This is a genomic window from Streptomyces sp. NPDC086989, assembly GCF_044745505.1.
Classification (GTDB): Bacteria; Actinomycetota; Actinomycetes; order Streptomycetales; family Streptomycetaceae; genus Streptomyces.
Genome location: NZ_JBIVAL010000005.1, coordinates 386139 through 401644 on the forward strand (window position 1 = coordinate 386139; position 15506 = coordinate 401644).

At 72.9% G+C, this 15506-nt stretch carries 12 protein-coding genes and 1 pseudogene; 7 read left to right on the plus strand and 6 right to left on the minus strand.

Annotated features, from left to right (window positions below):
• Window positions 1-351: 351 nt before the first annotated feature.
• On the plus strand, window positions 352-1569 hold the full coding sequence (locus ACIPK4_RS14510; RefSeq protein ID WP_402312550.1) for a GDSL-type esterase/lipase family protein: 1218 nt from the start codon (window positions 352-354) through the stop codon (window positions 1567-1569).
• A 110-nt stretch (window positions 1570-1679) separates the two neighbouring features.
• Here ACIPK4_RS14510 and ACIPK4_RS14515 read toward each other — a convergent pair whose 3' ends face one another.
• From ACIPK4_RS14515 to ACIPK4_RS14530, 4 genes and pseudogenes are all read right to left on the minus strand, one after another.
• Complete coding sequence (locus ACIPK4_RS14515; RefSeq protein WP_402312964.1) at window positions 1680-2168, minus strand: hypothetical protein; 489 nt, start codon at window positions 2166-2168, stop codon at window positions 1680-1682.
• Window positions 2169-2216: 48 nt separating this feature from the next.
• A pseudogene (locus ACIPK4_RS14520) lies at window positions 2217-3974 on the minus strand (immune inhibitor A domain-containing protein); the annotation flags it as partial.
• 171 nt (window positions 3975-4145) lie between these two features.
• Window positions 4146-6008, minus strand: coding sequence for a M1 family aminopeptidase (locus ACIPK4_RS14525; RefSeq protein ID WP_402312552.1), 1863 nt, complete (start codon window positions 6006-6008; stop codon window positions 4146-4148).
• 224 nt (window positions 6009-6232) lie between these two features.
• On the minus strand, window positions 6233-8269 hold the full coding sequence (locus tag ACIPK4_RS14530) for an NAD-binding lipoprotein (RefSeq protein ID WP_402312555.1): 2037 nt from the start codon (window positions 8267-8269) through the stop codon (window positions 6233-6235).
• A gap of 253 nt (window positions 8270-8522) precedes the next feature.
• Here ACIPK4_RS14530 and ACIPK4_RS14535 point away from each other — a divergent pair, with 253 nt between their 5' ends.
• The 4 genes from ACIPK4_RS14535 (at window position 8523) to ACIPK4_RS14550 (ending at window position 12187) form a co-directional block, all read left to right on the plus strand.
• The gene (locus tag ACIPK4_RS14535) at window positions 8523-9092 is read left to right on the plus strand and encodes a PadR family transcriptional regulator (RefSeq protein ID WP_402312557.1); all 570 of its coding nucleotides are present in this window, start codon (window positions 8523-8525) and stop codon (window positions 9090-9092) included.
• 70 nt (window positions 9093-9162) lie between these two features.
• The gene (locus ACIPK4_RS14540; protein WP_402312560.1) at window positions 9163-10884 is read left to right on the plus strand and encodes an acyl-CoA dehydrogenase family protein; all 1722 of its coding nucleotides are present in this window, start codon (window positions 9163-9165) and stop codon (window positions 10882-10884) included.
• Window positions 10885-11041: 157 nt separating this feature from the next.
• Window positions 11042-11218 (plus strand): hypothetical protein, encoded by a 177-nt coding sequence (locus tag ACIPK4_RS14545; RefSeq protein WP_159044085.1) that lies wholly within the window; start codon window positions 11042-11044, stop codon window positions 11216-11218.
• A gap of 9 nt (window positions 11219-11227) precedes the next feature.
• Window positions 11228-12187, plus strand: a complete 960-nt coding sequence (locus tag ACIPK4_RS14550) for an aldo/keto reductase family oxidoreductase (protein WP_402312563.1) — start codon at window positions 11228-11230, stop codon at window positions 12185-12187.
• 33 nt (window positions 12188-12220) lie between these two features.
• Here the strand turns inward: ACIPK4_RS14550 and ACIPK4_RS14555 are convergent, their stop codons facing one another.
• A complete protein-coding gene (locus ACIPK4_RS14555; protein ID WP_402312566.1) occupies window positions 12221-12568 on the minus strand; it encodes a hypothetical protein in 348 nt (115 codons plus the stop codon).
• A complete protein-coding gene (locus tag ACIPK4_RS14560; protein WP_376204094.1) occupies window positions 12565-12741 on the minus strand; it encodes a hypothetical protein in 177 nt (58 codons plus the stop codon). Before ACIPK4_RS14560 ends, ACIPK4_RS14555 begins: the two co-directional genes overlap by 4 nt.
• 94 nt (window positions 12742-12835) lie before the next feature.
• Between ACIPK4_RS14560 and ACIPK4_RS14565 the strand changes: the two genes are divergently transcribed.
• Both ACIPK4_RS14565 and ACIPK4_RS14570 read left to right on the plus strand, forming a co-directional pair.
• Window positions 12836-13474: a TetR family transcriptional regulator gene (locus ACIPK4_RS14565; RefSeq protein ID WP_376204097.1), complete on the plus strand. Its 639-nt coding sequence runs from the start codon at window positions 12836-12838 to the stop codon at window positions 13472-13474.
• Window positions 13475-13576: 102 nt separating this feature from the next.
• Window positions 13577-15439 (plus strand): protein kinase, encoded by a 1863-nt coding sequence (locus ACIPK4_RS14570; protein WP_402312568.1) that lies wholly within the window; start codon window positions 13577-13579, stop codon window positions 15437-15439.
• The last annotated feature ends 67 nt before the right edge of the window (window positions 15440-15506 follow it).

Sequence of the window (15506 nt, forward strand, 5' to 3'; positions counted from 1 at the left end):
CCCATCCCCCGGTGTTAACAACTTCCCCCCCCCCTGGTTGTGGCCCCGCCGGCCCGGGGGGCCCCCCGGGGGGGGGGGGGCCCCCCCAACCCCCGGGGCGGGGGCCCCCCCCACCCGAGGGTGACGCCCGCGACGTGAGTCGCATTTCTTTTGTCATATGCCTGTCGCGCCCCTCGTATCCGTGCATATGGTGTTGCTCCGGACCATCCCGGGCGCACGGCCCTCCCGCACTCCCCACGGGAGGGCCGTAGCGCGCCACGCCGCCGGGGTGGGGGGCGCCGCCGACCGAAGGCGCGGGTCCCGCCCGTAAACCGGTGGGCGGATCCGGCGTGCGGTTGACAGGCTGGGAGCATGAACGACCCGCATGCATCCACACCCGGCCCGGCCGGCCCCGGCGCCGCAACCGTCACCACGCCCCTCACCGCGGACCTCCTGCGCGGCGCGCTCGACCTGGAGCGCACCGAGCACGGTGTGCTCCCGCACCGGCTGCCGGCGTGGGCCCGCGCGCAGAACACCGACGGGCAGCTGGCCATGGCGCAGTCCCAGCCCTCCGGCGTACGGCTGGCGTTGCGGACCCGGGCCACCGTCATCGAGCTCGACACGCTCCGCACGAAGATGGCGTACGTGGGCGCCCCGCCCCGACCCGACGGCGTGTACGACCTGATCGTCGACGGACGCCTCGCCGGCCAGGCCTCGGTGACCGGGGGCAACGTCCGCGAGGTCGACATGACCACCGGGTCCGTGGAGAACCGGCCCGGCCCGATCGGCACCGTACGGTTCGCGGGCCTGCCCGACCGCCCCAAGGACGTCGAGATCTGGCTGCCGCACAACGAGATCACCGAGCTCGTCGCCCTGCGCACCGACGCCCCCGCCGAACCCGCACCGCGGGGCGGCCGCCGGGTGTGGCTGCACCACGGCAGCTCCGTCAGCCACGGCTCCGACGCCGCCAGTCCCTCCACGACCTGGCCGGCGCTCGCCGCCTCCCTCGGCGGCGTGGACCTGGTCAACATGGGCTTCGGGGGCAGCGCCCTGCTCGACCCGTTCACCGCCCGGGCCATGCGCGACACCCCGGCCGACCTCGTCAGCGTCAAGATCGGCATCAACCTGGTCAACACCGACCTGATGCGGCTGCGCGCCTTCACCCCGGCCGTGCACGGCTTCCTCGACACCCTCCGCGAGGGGCACCCCACCACGCCCCTGCTCGTGGTGTCGTCCGTGCTGTGCCCCATCCACGAGGACACCCCCGGACCCAGCGCCCCGGACTTCAGCACCCTCAGCGCCGGGAAGCTCCAGTTCCGCGCCGCGGGCGACCCGGCGGAGCGCGCCGCCGGGAAGCTGACGCTGAACGTCATCCGGGACGAACTGTCCCGCATCGTGAAGCAGCGTGCGGCCGAGGACCCCCACCTGTACTACCTCGACGGCCGTGAACTCTACGGCGAGGCGGACTTCGCCGAACTGCCGCTCCCCGACCAGCTCCACCCGGACGCCGCCACCCACCGCCGCATCGCCGACCGCTTCGCCGCACTGGCCTTCGGCGCGAGCGGCCCCTTCGCGCCCGTCACTGCCTGAGGCCGTCCCGCAACCCCCGGCGTCGCGTGCCCGCCGGGGATCACGGGACGGCCCTTGGCCGCCCGGTCCTCCCGGCGCCGGGGCGGGCGCCGGGAGAACGGAGGCGGCGGTCAGGTGGACGGGCTGACCTGGACCGTGGTCAGGGCGCCACCGGAGGCCTCCTTCACCACCGTGATCCGGGTCCCGGTGTCCGGGACCTTCACGCCCACCTGCGGCAGGTCCGCGTTCCAGTACCCGCCCTTGTGGTCGTCGAAGACCGGGACGCCCGGCCGGGCCGGGACCAGCACCGGCACGCCGGCCCTGTGCAGCACGATCTCGTCGCTCGGACGCGTGGAGAACGTCGCGTCGAAGGTCTGCGCCCGGGCGTTGAGCGGGGAGCCGTCCGCGTACCGCAACGGCTCGGGCCGTGCGTCGACGGGCAGCAGCAGGCCCGCGCCCGGGTGCGCCTTGGTGGTGTTGTCGCTGTACGCCGTGTCCCAGAGCCAGATGAGCACGCCCTGCTGGTACGGGTAGAACTCCACCGTGTCGTTGCCCGCGCCGAAGTTGTACGGACCGGTCTTGAGGTAGGACCCGTAGCCGGTGTAACGCCGGTTCTCCACCAGGTAGGCCCGGGGGTGCTGGGCGCTCCCGGTCCGTCCGTCCGTCCGCGACCAGCGCTGCGCCGTCCAGCCGTGGTCGCCCTGCTCGGCGCCGTCGTGCAGCAGCTCGCGCCCGTCCGCCGTGATCCGGATGTCGTCGAACGTGACGCCCCTGCCGTGCGTGTTGCCGTCCGAGGTCACCCGCAGCCGCAGCTGGATCCCGCGCCCCGCGAACCCGTCCAGCGGCACGGAGAGTTCGGCCCAGCCGCCGGACGAGCCCGAGATCCCCCTCGCCGGGACGGCGACGCCGCCGACCGTGCCCGGCAGGGCCGACCAGGTGGTGCCGCCGTCCGTGGAGGCCTCCACGGTCAGGAAGTCGAAGTCCTTCTCGATGTCGTACCAGACGCGGGCGTCCAGCCGGGCCGCGGGCGCCCCGGTCAGATCGACCGCCCGCGTCAGGGTGTTGTCCATCAGGTCGCCGGTGCCGCTCCACCACTGGCTGCCGCCCTCGTACGGGTCGGTCAGGTCGGTACGGGTCACCGACGGCGGCAGGTGGACCAACAGGGCTTGTGGATCATCGGTGTTGTAGCCGGACACCCCCAGCACGGCGCGCGTCCTGCGCCCCGCGTCGGCCTCCGTGTACTCCAGCCAGCCCAGTTGCAGCTTGCTCCACGGATCGAGGTCGCCGGGGAAGTCACCGGTGGTGTTGCGCCCCTTGCCCAGGTAGGAGGCCGTGGACATCAGCGACCAGAAGTTGACGGCGTTGTCCCCGTCCGAGCTGTACAGGTCGGGCAGCCCCAGGTCGTGGCCGAACTCGTGGGCGAACAGCCCGACTCCGCTGTTCTCGCCGCCGGTCAGGTAGTCGCCGGCCCAGATGCCGGAATCGCCCACCGGTGTGCCGCCCGCCTTGTTGTCCCCGGGGCCGGCGCTGCCCGCCTGGTCCCAGTACGCGAACCAGCGGTGCGCCCACACGGCGTCCTTGCCCTGGTCGCCGCCGCCCCAGGTCTGGTCCTTGCCCGCGTGGACGATGACGAGGTGGTCCAGATAGCCGTCCGGCTCGTCGAAGTTGCCGTCGTGGTCGGCGTCGTACCGGTCCCACACGTCGTACTCGGCCAGCTGGGCCCTGATCTCCTCCGGGGTCCGGCCCTTGGCGCGCTCGGAGTGGTATCAGGCGTTGGTCGCGTCGCGCACGAGGTCCCAGTTGGTGCGGCACTGGCCGGCCTCGGAGCAGTTGTCCGTCCCGTAGCGGGCCTCGTTCCACGGCAGCCGCACCCAGTCGCTGACCTGGCCGTCCATGTCGTAGCGGCCGGAGGACTGCAGCCGGTAGTAGTTGCGCAGCGTGACGGCGCCGGGGTCGGTGCCGAAGAACTGCCGCTGGTAGTAGGCCTGGTCGAAGTCCTTGCGCCACAGGGTGTGGTTGTCGGTCCTGGCGGGCTTGGCGATGGTGTCGTGGCGGGGGCCCGGCGTGCCGCCGAAGCGGGGCTTGCCCTCGTACTCGGTGGTGGTGTCCACCTGGTCGCCGAACTCGGCCAGGATCACGAAGACCTTGTCCTTGCGCTCCTGCGCCAGTTCGACGTACCGCTTGCCGACCGTGGCCCGGCGCGGGAGCGTGCCGTCCGCCTCGGGCTGCGTGGTGCCCGCGGCGACGCCTTCGAGGGCCTGCCGGCGCAGGCTCTGGCGCTGGAGCTCCAGCGGCGCGGCCGGCGGCGCGGGGGAGAGCTCGGGGGCCTGCTGCGCCGCCGAGGGCGGCGGTGCGGGCGCGGCGAGCGCGGGGGTGGCGAGGAGGGCGAGCGATATCGCCGCTACCGCCGCGGAGAGTCTGCGCAACGTGACGCACCTTTCGGGGAGTTGGGTCGAAGCGCAGGTAATATTTCACATGTCACAGGTGACGGCTAGGGTGCGGAAGGCGGGGTGCGACTCGGGCCCGGACACGAGTTCGCCGCGGTGGACGCGGGGAGGCGTCCACCGCGGCGAAGCGGTGCCGGGTGGGAGCGGGGGTCAGCCGTCGATGCGGTGCTGCGTCCAGAACGAGCTCAGGTCCGTGGTCGTGGCGGCCTGGGCCGCCGCCTTGAACTCGGCCGTGGTGGAGACGCCGTACCAGTGCGAAGCGGCGTAGTCCTTCAGGAGTTTGGCCATGGCCGTGTCACCGAGAACGCGCCGCAGGTCGTGCAGGGCGCATTTGCCGTAGCCGTAGACGACGGTGGAATACCGGGACGAGTGGGCGTCCCAGTAGCCCATCGAGTTGGTGATCTTCTCGGCGGACGAGGACCACGAGACGCTGTTCCAGCAGTTCGCACCGGTCTTGTTCAGGGCCAGGTCGGTGGCGTAGTCGGTGAACGCCTCGTCGAGCCAGGGGCTCGCGTACTCGTCGTCGCCGACGATGCCGTACCACCACTGGTGGCCGATCTCGTGGGTGAGGGCGGTGGTGCTGACCAGGTCCAGGACGAACCCGGGGTACTCCATCCCGCCGAACCAGTAGTTGTTGTCGATCACGGCGTCGAGTTCGCCGTACGGGTAGGCGCCGAACCGGCCCGAGTGGGCGTCCACGGCGGACTTGGCGGTGGTGAGCATCGACTGCGCGTCCGCCGCACTGATGCCGGAGACGGAGTAGATGTTGATCGGGGTGCCGGCCGCGGAGGTGCCGGAGATCTTGCTGAACGGCCCCGCCGCCCAGGCGAAGTCCCGGACCGCGATGGCGGTGGCCGTGGTCACCGTACGCCCGCTGCTGCCGGGGGTGTCCACCGAGGCGCCGGTGGCCGGGACGAGCAGGCTGCTCGGGTGGTCGAGGGTCACGCGGAAGTCGGAGGCCAGCGAGTAGAAGGACTCCCCGTTGTTGGTGTACGGGTCCAGGTGCCAGCCCGCCCCGTCCCGGACCGCGAGGACCGGCAGGGCGTTGCCGAGCATGCTGAAGGCCCCGTCGTAGCCGAAGCGGTCGGCGCCGCTGGGAACGGTGATCCCGAGGTCGAAGCCGATCGTGGCGCTCTGGCCCTGGGACAGCGGCGTCGGGAGGTCGATCTTCAGGGCGGTGCAGCCGACGGACAGGGCGCCCGCGGTGCCGCCGGTGACGTTGGAAACCGTGATCGGCATGGCGGAGCAGGTGCCGTGGTAGTTGTCCCACAGCCGCAGGTACACCTCGGTGAGGGCGGTGGGCGAGGCGTTGGTGAAGGTCGCGCTCTCGTGGCCGGTCCAGCCCGTGCCGCTCGTGTTGCTGCTGAGGCTCACGGCGTACGAGGGTGCGGCCGGGGTGCGGGTGGAGTCCCCGGGCGGCGTGGTGCCGCCGGCGGTGTCGAGCGCGACGTCGTCGATGACGAAGCTCGTCTGGAGGCTGGAGTCCTCGGTCCCGGTGAACGCGACGGCGACCGTCTGGCCGGCGAAGGCCGACACGTCGAAGGACTTCTGGACGTAGCCGGTGTTCTTGTCGAGGTTCGAGTACGTGGCGAGCGTCGTGCTGCCGATCTTCGCCGTGAGCTTGTCGTACTTGGTCGACGAGGTCGTCTCGGCGGTGTCGACGTGCAGCCAGAAGGTGAGGGTGGCGCTGGAGCAGCCGGACGGGACCGTGACGCTCTGGGAGAGCGTGTCGGTGTGCGTACGGCCCACACCGTTCAGCCAGGCGAAGGCGGTGCCGCCGTGGGCGGCCTGGCCCGCGCGGCTGGTGATGAGTCCGCTCTGCGACTGGGTCCAGGGAGAAGTGCCGCTTTCGAAGCCGCCGTTGGCGACCACCTGGGCCGGGGTGCAGACGGCGGCCGGCGAGGACGCCCGGTGCGGGGTGGCCGCGGCCGGGGTGACGGACAGGGCGGCGGCGGCCAGCGCGGCGAGGGTGAATGTGCTTGCGGCGCGGACCTTGTGGGGGGTCGGTCTCACACGGAACTCCTTTGAGATGGCCGGGATTCCGGCCTGCTCGGTGGCCGCCCGGTCGGCTCGGGTGCGCCGGAGGGCAGCCGCGGGCTGTGCGCGCCGTCTGCACGGTGCGCAGGGTGAGATCTGCTGTGCCGCGTCCCCCTGGGGTCAGGGCGACGACTGCCGGAAGAGCCTGGCAGATTTGACCTGGGCATGCCATCAGCGGCGGGTAAAGTGTTCGTACTCCCTCACGGGGCTCCGGTCGTCTTCGAGTCACCGCCGGCCCTGCTGCCGGGTGGCGGCTCGGGCAGGGCCGCCGGCAGGGCCTCCGACAGGGAGGGGGCTGCGGAGGCAGCCCGGACCACAGGTTCGCGCGCGAGCACGATCACCGAGTCCTGCGCGCCGAACCGCACGCGTTCCCGCTTGTCCGGGTTGATGTGCACCCCGTACGCGGGGCCGTGCCGGGCGTCCCCGTACAGCCGGTACCCGAGGACGCTGTGGCCCTGCCGGCGGCCGGACTCCACGACGGTGGCGAAGGTGACCTCCCGCCCCGGCAGCACGTAGTGGGTCGCGGGCTTCAGGTGGAGCGAGTCGCCCTCGGCCGAGAACAGGGCGTCGAAGACGTCGGCGAGGTGGCGGTTCTCCGCGATCTGCGTCATCAGCAGGCTGATGAGCCGTCCGCCGACGACGAAGTCGCCGCCCTCCCGGGCCGGTGCGAGCAACCGGTTGCGGTCGTCCGCCATTTCGGTGACCACGGCCAGTTCCCGGCCCGAGGCCTCCTCCAGGGCGCGCAGGTGGAGCAGGGTCACCAGGGTCCGGTCGTCACCGGTCAGCGCGCCGGGGGCGGTGCGGTCCGCGTCGTCGTAGCCGAGGACGACGGCCCGGTCGAACGACGGCACGTCGAGGGCGTCGAGATCCCGCGGATCGGTGATGTCCCCGTCGTGCAGCGTGATCCGCATCCGGCCCGTACGCGACCTCGCGCACCGTCCGGCGTCCCGCAGCGCCTCCTCGCCGCTCGCCATGACCACGAGCTCCGACCCTTCGGGGACGCACGGTTCCAGCTGGTCGATGATCAGCGGAGCGCGGCGGTTCCAGCCGAGTACGAGGAAACGCTCGGCGGGCGGCGCGGACCCGCCCGGGGCCGTGATCGCCTCCTCGTCCACGGGCAGCGGCCCGTCCGCGAGCACCGCGGTGTCGTCGTCCCCGGTCACGAGGAGGATCCGGTCGTCGGCCCCCAGGATCCGGTCCTGCGCCGGGTTGAGCTCGACGCCGCCTCCCGCGGGCACGATGCCGACGACGGACGACGTGGCGTACGCGAGGAGCAGCCGGCCGAAGGCGCGGCCGGTCAGGGCGGGCTCGCGGACCGTGTAGAACTCGTCCCCCTCGAAGTCCAGCAGTTCCTGGTGGACGAGGGACAGGCCGGGCTGGCGCGAAGTCTGGGCGATGAGGCGGGCGGTGACGTCCTCGACGTTCAGCACCCGGCCCCGCGGACCGGCGGCGAGTTGCGCCGCCCGGTGGTGGCGCCCGTCGCGGACCGCGGCGACGACCTCGGGGCGGCCCCTCCGGCGGACCGCGGCCTCCAGGGCGAGCAGGGTCTTCACCACCTGCGCGTCACCGTCCTCGCCCCCGTGGGTGAGAACCAGGACCGCGCGCGCCGTCTCGGGACCGACGAGCGCGACCACGGCCGGGTCCGTCGTCACACCGCTGCGGCAGATCAGCCGGGTGCGGCCCAGCGGGCCGACGGCGAGGGCGATCTCGTCCTCCATCTCCGCCTTGTCCTTCGGGCCGAGGACGGCGACGACCGCCCTGCGCCGGTTGGAGTTGGCGACGACCAGCTCGGACACGATCGGGAAGACCTGCTCGGACCAGCCCAGCAGGACGGTGTGCCGCTCCTCCAGAACGGTGGACCGGCCGCGCCGCAGGGCCAGGACCTTGTCGTTGAGCCCACTGGTGATCAGGCCGACGAGGGTGGAGACGAACAGCAGCGCCACGAGGGCCAGCAGCACCGAGATCAGGATGTACAGCGGGCTGCCGACCGCGCCGCCGATCTTCAGGGTCTGCCCGACGGTGGCCCAGACGGCCGCGAGCCGCCCCGACCAGGTGCGCGGCACCCGGCGGTCGGCCCACACCAGCGCCATGCTGGCCGGCACCACCACGGCCAGGCAGACCAGGGTGAGCCAGCCGATCAGCACCGGGGTCCCGCGGGCGATGACGCTGTCGAACCAGTAGCGCGTGCGCGGCAGGGCGCGTCTGGGCGGTCCGTCCGTCGTCCTGCGACCTGTCAACCGTGGTTCCTCGGGCAGCTGTCGGGCCCGGCGGCGGGGCGGTGGCGTCCGCCCGGCACCGGCGGGTCGGTGTACGGGCCACGCTAGAGCGTGGGGGCCGGGCGGAGGGTGGTAGATCCCCTCGAGTCCGCTCATCGCGTGACAACTCGGACCCGCTTTCGGATGACCGCGTCTTCGCCGGGCCGGGGTGAGCCGCGTCTCAACCGGGCGCTGCGGCTTGTCTATGCAACGAGTTGCATAGAAAGATCGGGGTATGGCGCTCGAACACGCGATCCTCGTCTCGCTGCTGGAGCAGCCGGGTTCAGGCTATGAGCTCGCCCGGCGCTTCGACCGGTCCATCGGTTATTTCTGGACCGCCACCCATCAGCAGATCTACCGCGTCCTCAAGCGCATGGAGAGCGAGGGCATGCTCGCCGTCCGCGAGGTGGCACAGCAGGGCCGGCCGGACAAGAAGGAGTACTCCGTCGCCGACCCGGGCCGCGCCGCGCTCTCCCGGTGGCTGCACGAGCCGATCGAACCCGAGAGCCTGCGCCACGACCTCGCCGTCAAGATCCGCGGCGCGGCCTTCGACGACCCGGCCGCGCTGGTCCGCGAGGTCGAGCGGCACCGCCGGGTGCACAGCGACCGGCTCGCGCACTACCTCGCCGGTGAGCTGCGCGACTTCACCGGGCCCGGGGCCCCCGCACCGCTCGACGCCGGCCAGGAGTTGCAGCACGTCGTGCTCCGCGGCGGCATCGCGTACGAGCGGATGACCATCGCCTGGCTCGACGACGTCCTCGCCACCGTCCACCGACTCGGCGCGCCGCCCCGCCCGGCCGGCTGAGCCGCTCCCCCCACCCGCAGCAGCACCAGCGCTTCACCCCCCGACCCCCGACCCCGGAAGGCGAACCCCGATGGCCGACTCCCTCCTGTTCAACCCGCGCACCTACGACCCGCAGCACTTCGACCCCGAGACCCGCAGGCTGCTGCGCGCCACCGTCGACTGGTTCGAGGAGCGCGGCAAGCGCCGGCTGATCGAGGACTACCGCAGCCGCGCCTGGCTGGGCGACTTCCTCGCCTTCGCCGCCAAGGAAGGCCTGTTCGCCACCTTCCTCACCCCGGCCACGGCCGCCGACGGGCAGCCGGACAAGCGGTGGGACACCGCCCGGATCGCCGCCCTCAACGAGATCTTCGGGTTCTACGGCCTCGACTACTGGTACGCGTGGCAGGTGACCATCCTCGGACTCGGACCGGTCTGGCAGAGCGACAACGCCGCCGCCCGCGCCCGCGCGGCCGAACTCCTCTCCCAGGGCGAGGTGTTCGCGTTCGGCCTGTCCGAGAAGACGCACGGCGCCGACATCTACTCCACCGACATGCTGCTGGAGCCCGACGGCAACGGCGGCTTCCGGGCCACCGGCTCCAAGTACTACATCGGCAACGGCAACGCGGCCGGCCTCGTCTCCGTGTTCGGCCGCCGTACCGACATGGAGGGCCCGGACGCGTACGTGTTCTTCGCCGCCGACAGCCGCCACCCGGCGTACCACCTGGTGAAGAACGTCGTCGACTCCTCGAAGTACGTCAGCGAGTTCCGCCTGGAGGACTACCCGGTCGGTGCCGAGGACGTCCTGCACACCGGCCGCGCCGCCTTCGACGCCGCCCTGAACACCGTCAACGTCGGCAAGTTCAACCTCTGCACCGCCTCCATCGGCATCTGCGAGCACGCGATGTACGAGGCCGTCACCCACGCGCAGAACCGCATCCTCTACGGCCGCCCCGTCACCGCCTTCCCGCACGTGCGCCGCGAGCTGGCCGACGCGTACGTACGCCTCGTCGGCATGAAGCTGTTCAGCGACCGCGCCGTCGACTACTTCCGCACCGCCGGCCCCGACGACCGCCGCTACCTGCTCTTCAACCCGATGACGAAGATGAAGGTGACCACCGAGGGCGAGAAGGTCATCGACCTGATGTGGGACGTCATCGCGGCCAAGGGATTCGAGAAGGACAACTACTTCGCCCAGGCCGCCGTCGAGATCCGCGGGCTGCCCAAGCTGGAGGGCACCGTCCACGTCAACCTCGCCCTGATCCTCAAGTTCATGCGCAACCACCTGCTGGACCCGGTGGAGTACCCCGCCGTCCCGACCCGCCTCGACGCGGCCGACGACGACTTCCTCTTCCGGCAGGGCCCGGCCCGCGGCCTGGGCTCCGTCCGCTTCCACGACTGGCGCCCCGCCTTCGACACGTACGCGGCCGTGCCCAACGTCGCCCGGTTCCGCGAACAGGCCGACGCACTCTGCGAGTTCGTCACCACCGCCGCCCCCGACGAGGAGCAGAGCCGCGACCTCGACCTGCTGCTCGCCGTCGGCCAGCTCTTCGCGCTCGTCGTCCACGGCCAGCTCATCCTGGAGCAGGCGCGGCTGACCGGCCTCGACGAGGACGTGCTGGACGAGCTGTTCGCCGTCCTCGTACGGGACTTCTCCGCGCACGCCGTCGAGCTGCACGGAAAGGACTCCGCCACCGAGGAGCAGCAGGTCTGGGCGCTCGGCGCGGTCCGCCGTCCGGTCGTCGACGAAGCCCGCTCGGCCCGGGTCTGGGACCGTGTCGAGGCGCTGTCCGGAACGTACGAGATGGCGCCGTAACGACCGCGCGCGGCATCGCCCCCGGCCCACCACCGCCGCGCCGCCCGCGCGGTGGCGGTGGGTTCCCGCACTCCCGCGGCGGACGACGGACCCTGAGGGCGGACCCGGCGGGGCGGACCGGGGCCCCGGAGCGGCCCCGTACCCGTAGCGTGGTCGCATGACGACGATGCCGACCCGTGCGAGCGGACCGAAGGTGCCGCCCTCCTACCCGCCGAGGACGCCCCCGCCGCAGAAGAAGCCCGTGGAGGCTCCGCGCCCCCGGCCCGCCACGAAGCCGGCGGCCCGGACACCCCTGTCCGGAGCCCTGGTACGGGGGCGCGCCACGGCCTCGTAGGGTGGCCGCATGGCGATCACACCACCGGAGAAGGACGGCCCCCGGCTGCTGTACGGCTGCATGGCACTCGGCGGCAGCTGGGACACCGATGCGTACGGCCCCGCCGACATCGACGCGGCCGAGGCGGCGATCATGGCGGCGCTGGAGAGCGGCATCGACACCTTCGACCATGCCGACATCTACCGCCGCGGCAAGGCGGAGGCCGTCTTCGGGGAGGTCCTGGCCCGTACCCCGGGCCTGCGCGAGCGGATCGTGGTCCAGACGAAGTGCGGGATCCGGCTGCCCGACGGCGACCGGCCCGGCATCTACGACCTGCGGGGCACCACCATCGTGCGGCGGGTCGAGGAGAGCCTCGGCCGCCTGCGCACCGACGCCGTCGACGTCCTGCTCCTGCACCGGCCCGATCCGCTGGCCGACCCGCAGGACATCGCGGCGGCGCTGACCGCGCTGCGCGAGCAGGGGCTGGTCCGCCGGTTCGGCGTGTCGAACATGAACGCCGCCCAGATCACCCGTCTCCAGCGCCACCTCGACTTCCCGCTGGTCGCCAACCAGCTGGAGATGAGCCTGGACCGGCGGGACTGGCTGGAAGACGGCGTGCTCGTGAACACGGCCGCCGCGGCGGCGGGCGGTTTCCCGTCCGGGACCGTCGAGTACTGCCTGGACAACGGCGTCCGCCTCCAGGCCTGGGGCGCGCTGGCGCAGGGCCGTTTCACCGGGGCGCAGGAGAGTCCCGCCGAGCACGCTACGGCGCGCCTCGTCCGGGAACTGGCCGAGGCGAAGGGCACGACGCCCGAGACGGTCCTGCTGTGGTGGCTGCAGCGCCATCCGGCCCGGATCGACCCCGTCGTCGGGAGCGGGCGCCCCGAGCGCATCCGGGCCTGCCGCGACGCCGCGCTGCGCGAACCCGAGCTGACCCACGAGGAGTGGTACGACCTGTGGCTCACCGCCCGCGGAGCCCCGCTGCCGTAGCGGGGCGGGCGGGCGGGCCGGCGGGTCCGGCGGTCAGCCGATGCTCCACGACCAGGTCTGGTCCGCGCTGACCAGCCAGGCGAGGACGACGAGGTCCGCGACGCCCAGGGCGAGACCGAGCCGGGCGCGGCCGGGTCGCGTGGTACCGCGACGCAGTGCGAGGGAGGCGAGGACGATCGACGCCGGGCCGAGGAGCAGGTTCAGCGCGAGGAGGCCCACCAGGCCGAACACGAAGGAGGCCACCGCCATCCCGTCGGCCTGACGGACGGCGGGCGTGGATCGGAGCTTGCCGCCGGGCGCGGTCGGGGGCTCGGCCTCGGGCTTCGCCGCGGCCCTGGCCGCGCGGGCGCCGAGCGTGGTGTCGGGGGCGTTCACGGTCATCCCTCCCGTCGGCCGGCCGGCCGGTGGTGGCGGGCGCCGCGCTCGCGGACCGCGAAGACCAGCAGCCAGCAGGCGATCGCGGCGGTGGCGGCGATGGACACGGAGACGGGGACGTGGGCCACCGTTCCGAGGGCGATCCCCATCAGCATGAGGGCCGCTATCAGGAAGAGCATCGTGCTTCCTCCAAAACAGGAGACAGTTGTGCACTGACTGCTCAGTCTAAATGTAAGCGAGCGAATAAGGGGAATCGGGGGTTGACTTTTCGTCATGAGTGAGACCATCGGGGCACGCCAGGCCCAACGTCACAAAACCCGCAGGGCCTTGCTGGACGCAGCCCTGTCACTGCTGGAGGAGCAGAACCTGGGCAGCCTCGGACTGCGCGAGGTGACCCGGGTCGCCGGAGTCACCCCCACCGCCTTCTACCGGCACTTCCGCGACACCCAGGAACTGGGGATCGCGCTGGTCGACGAGGCGCTGCAGAGCCTGCACGCCGCCGTCCGCTCCACCCTCGCCGCCTCCGGCGAGGCGGCGCAGCGCATCGACACGACGGTGGACCTGATGGCCGAACTCGTACGGGACTACCCCGCGCACATCCGCTTCATCGTCCGCGAGCGGCACGGCGGCGTACGCAGGGTGCGCGAGGCGGTGGCGGGCCAGCTGGACGCGTTCGCCGTCGAGGTGGCCGAGCGCCTCGGCGCCGATCCGCTGAGCGCGGGCTGGAGCGAGGACGACCTGCTCATGCTGGCGCGGCTGTACGTCGACCACATGGTGATGACCGTGTCCGCGTACCTGGCCGCCGGTGCGGACGACGCGGAGCGGGCGGCGGTCACGCGCACCGCGCGCCGCCAGCTCAGGCTGATCCATGCGGGCCGGCTGAACTGGGCTGCCGCGCAGGACCGCCTCTAGACGCGCACCACGAGGGCCCCGAGGCAGGCCGGGGGTCCCCAAGTATCCTCTGCCAGACGGAATTTGGCTGACCACCGATATACCGGACGGCGAGGGGCAGTTATGTGGGGGCGGGGGACGGTCCTCGGGGACCGGTACGCACTGGCCGAGCGGATCGGCGGTGGCGGCATGGGCGAGGTCTGGCGGGCGGACGACGACGTGCTGCGGCGACAGGTCGCGGTGAAGGTGCTGCTGCCCGCGCTGCTCGACGACCTGTCGTTCGCGGCGCGGTTCCGCCGCGAGGCCACGGTCCTCGCCTCGCTCAGCCACCCGGGCATCGTCGACGTGCACGACTACGGCGAGAGCCGGATCGACTCCGGTGAGCAGGTCGCGTACATCGTCATGGAGCTCGTCGAGGGGCGGACGCTGAGCGAGGTCCGGGCGCAGAACGGCCCCCTCCCCGTCGAGCAGGCCCTCGACATCGCCGGGCAGGCCCTGGACGCGCTGCACGCCGCGCACCTCCAGGGGGTCACGCACCGCGACATCAAGCCGTCGAACCTGATGCTCGGCGACGACGGCCGGGTCACCGTCACCGATTTCGGCATCGCCCGCTCCAGCGCGGCCAGCACCGGCATCACCGACTCGCACGCCGTCCTGGGCACGGCGCTCTACATGGCCCCCGAGCAGGCGGAGGGGCTCGGCGCCGTCGCCGGGTCCGACCTGTACTCGATGGGGGTGGTCTGCTACGAACTGCTCACCGGAGAGCCGCCGTTCACCGGCGAATCGGTGGTGGAGATCGCCCTCAAGCACATCCGGGAGCCCGTGCCGGACCTCCCCGCCGAGTTCCCGGAACCGGTGCGCGCCTTCGTCGCCAGGGCGCTGGCCAAGCGGCCCGAGGAACGGTACGCCGACGCCTCGGTGATGGCCGCGGCGGCGCGGCGCGCGGCGGCCGGCCGGCCGCTCGGCGAGCTCGACGCGCCGGCCGGCCCGGTCCTCGCCCCGACCGGCCCGGATCCGGAGGCGGGCGCCGAGCTGCGGCGGACCTGGCGGGACCGGCTGCGCATCCCCGCACGGATCTCCGCGCCGCTCGCGATCGGCGTCACCGTCACGATCACGGTCTCGGTGGCGGTCACCGTCTTCGCCATCGACCCCGGAGCCCGGCGGACCGATGCGGGCGGCCCGGTCCGGCCGTCCGCCTCCGTGTCCACCCCGGTGTCCGGCGGCGCGGTCCAGAGCCCCGGGGCGGGTCCCCCGGCGAGCGCGGGGGCCGGGACGCCCGGTGCCGGGCCCCAGCAGCCCGGCGGGGATCCGGCCGCACAGGGAGGCGGGGCCGCGGGCGGCGGCGTCGGCGGCGCGGCACCGGTGCCGGACCCCGCGGCGGCCGCCGGGGGCGCCGGCAACGGCGGGACTCAGCCCGGTACGGGTCCGAGCGGCGGCGCCGGCGGTGTGACCAAGCCCGGAGGCGGGGGCTCGACCCCGGGGGGCGCGGGCAACGGCGGCTCGGGCAACGGTGGTTCGGGCAACGCGGGCTCGGGCAACGGCGGCTCGGGCAATGACGGCTCCACCCCGCCGAAGGGCTGCGGCGGAGCCGGCTGGGGCGCCATCACCAACGTCGGCGACGGGCTCAGGATCGGCCTGGGCAGCGCGGCCCCGCAGGGCGGCGCCAAGGTGGTCATGGGCGGCACCACGGCGTTCGGGTGGCTGCACGAGAAGAGCAGCTACGACAGCTTCAGGACCTGCGGTCCCTCCGGTATCGCGATGTCGCGGGCGCTGACGCAGTTCGGGGACACGGTGCGCGTCGAACTCGCCGGCCAGTTCGCCGGTGACGTGTGGTGGAACCTGGAGCCGGCCCCCTCGTCGGGCGCCTACTACATCAAGGACATCTCGTTCCAGGGCGGTTGCCTGACGGACAACGGCGTGGGGAACCAGCTGACGGTGGTCACCTGCGTCTCGGGGAGCAGGGCCCAGCAGTGGCGGCTCGGCTGAGGGCCGCCCCCTGGGGCTCCTGCCGCGGCGCGGCGCGGCGTGCCGGCCCTGACCGGCCGGCACGCCG

Bases quoted from the DNA above. Each gene is read 5' to 3' on its own strand.
- ACIPK4_RS14510 (WP_402312550.1), top strand. From the start codon at position 352: ATGAACGACCCGCATGCATCCACACCCGGCCCGGCCGGCCCCGGCGCC.
- ACIPK4_RS14535 (WP_402312557.1), top strand. From the start codon at position 8,523: ATGGCGCTCGAACACGCGATCCTCGTCTCGCTGCTGGAGCAGCCGGGT.
- ACIPK4_RS14540 (WP_402312560.1), top strand. From the start codon at position 9,163: ATGGCCGACTCCCTCCTGTTCAACCCGCGCACCTACGACCCGCAGCAC.
- ACIPK4_RS14545 (WP_159044085.1), top strand. From the start codon at position 11,042: ATGACGACGATGCCGACCCGTGCGAGCGGACCGAAGGTGCCGCCCTCC.
- ACIPK4_RS14550 (WP_402312563.1), top strand. From the start codon at position 11,228: ATGGCGATCACACCACCGGAGAAGGACGGCCCCCGGCTGCTGTACGGC.
- ACIPK4_RS14555 (WP_402312566.1), bottom strand. From the start codon at position 12,568: ATGACCGTGAACGCCCCCGACACCACGCTCGGCGCCCGCGCGGCCAGG.
- ACIPK4_RS14560 (WP_376204094.1), bottom strand. From the start codon at position 12,741: ATGCTCTTCCTGATAGCGGCCCTCATGCTGATGGGGATCGCCCTCGGA.
- ACIPK4_RS14565 (WP_376204097.1), top strand. From the start codon at position 12,836: ATGAGTGAGACCATCGGGGCACGCCAGGCCCAACGTCACAAAACCCGC.
- ACIPK4_RS14570 (WP_402312568.1), top strand. From the start codon at position 13,577: ATGTGGGGGCGGGGGACGGTCCTCGGGGACCGGTACGCACTGGCCGAG.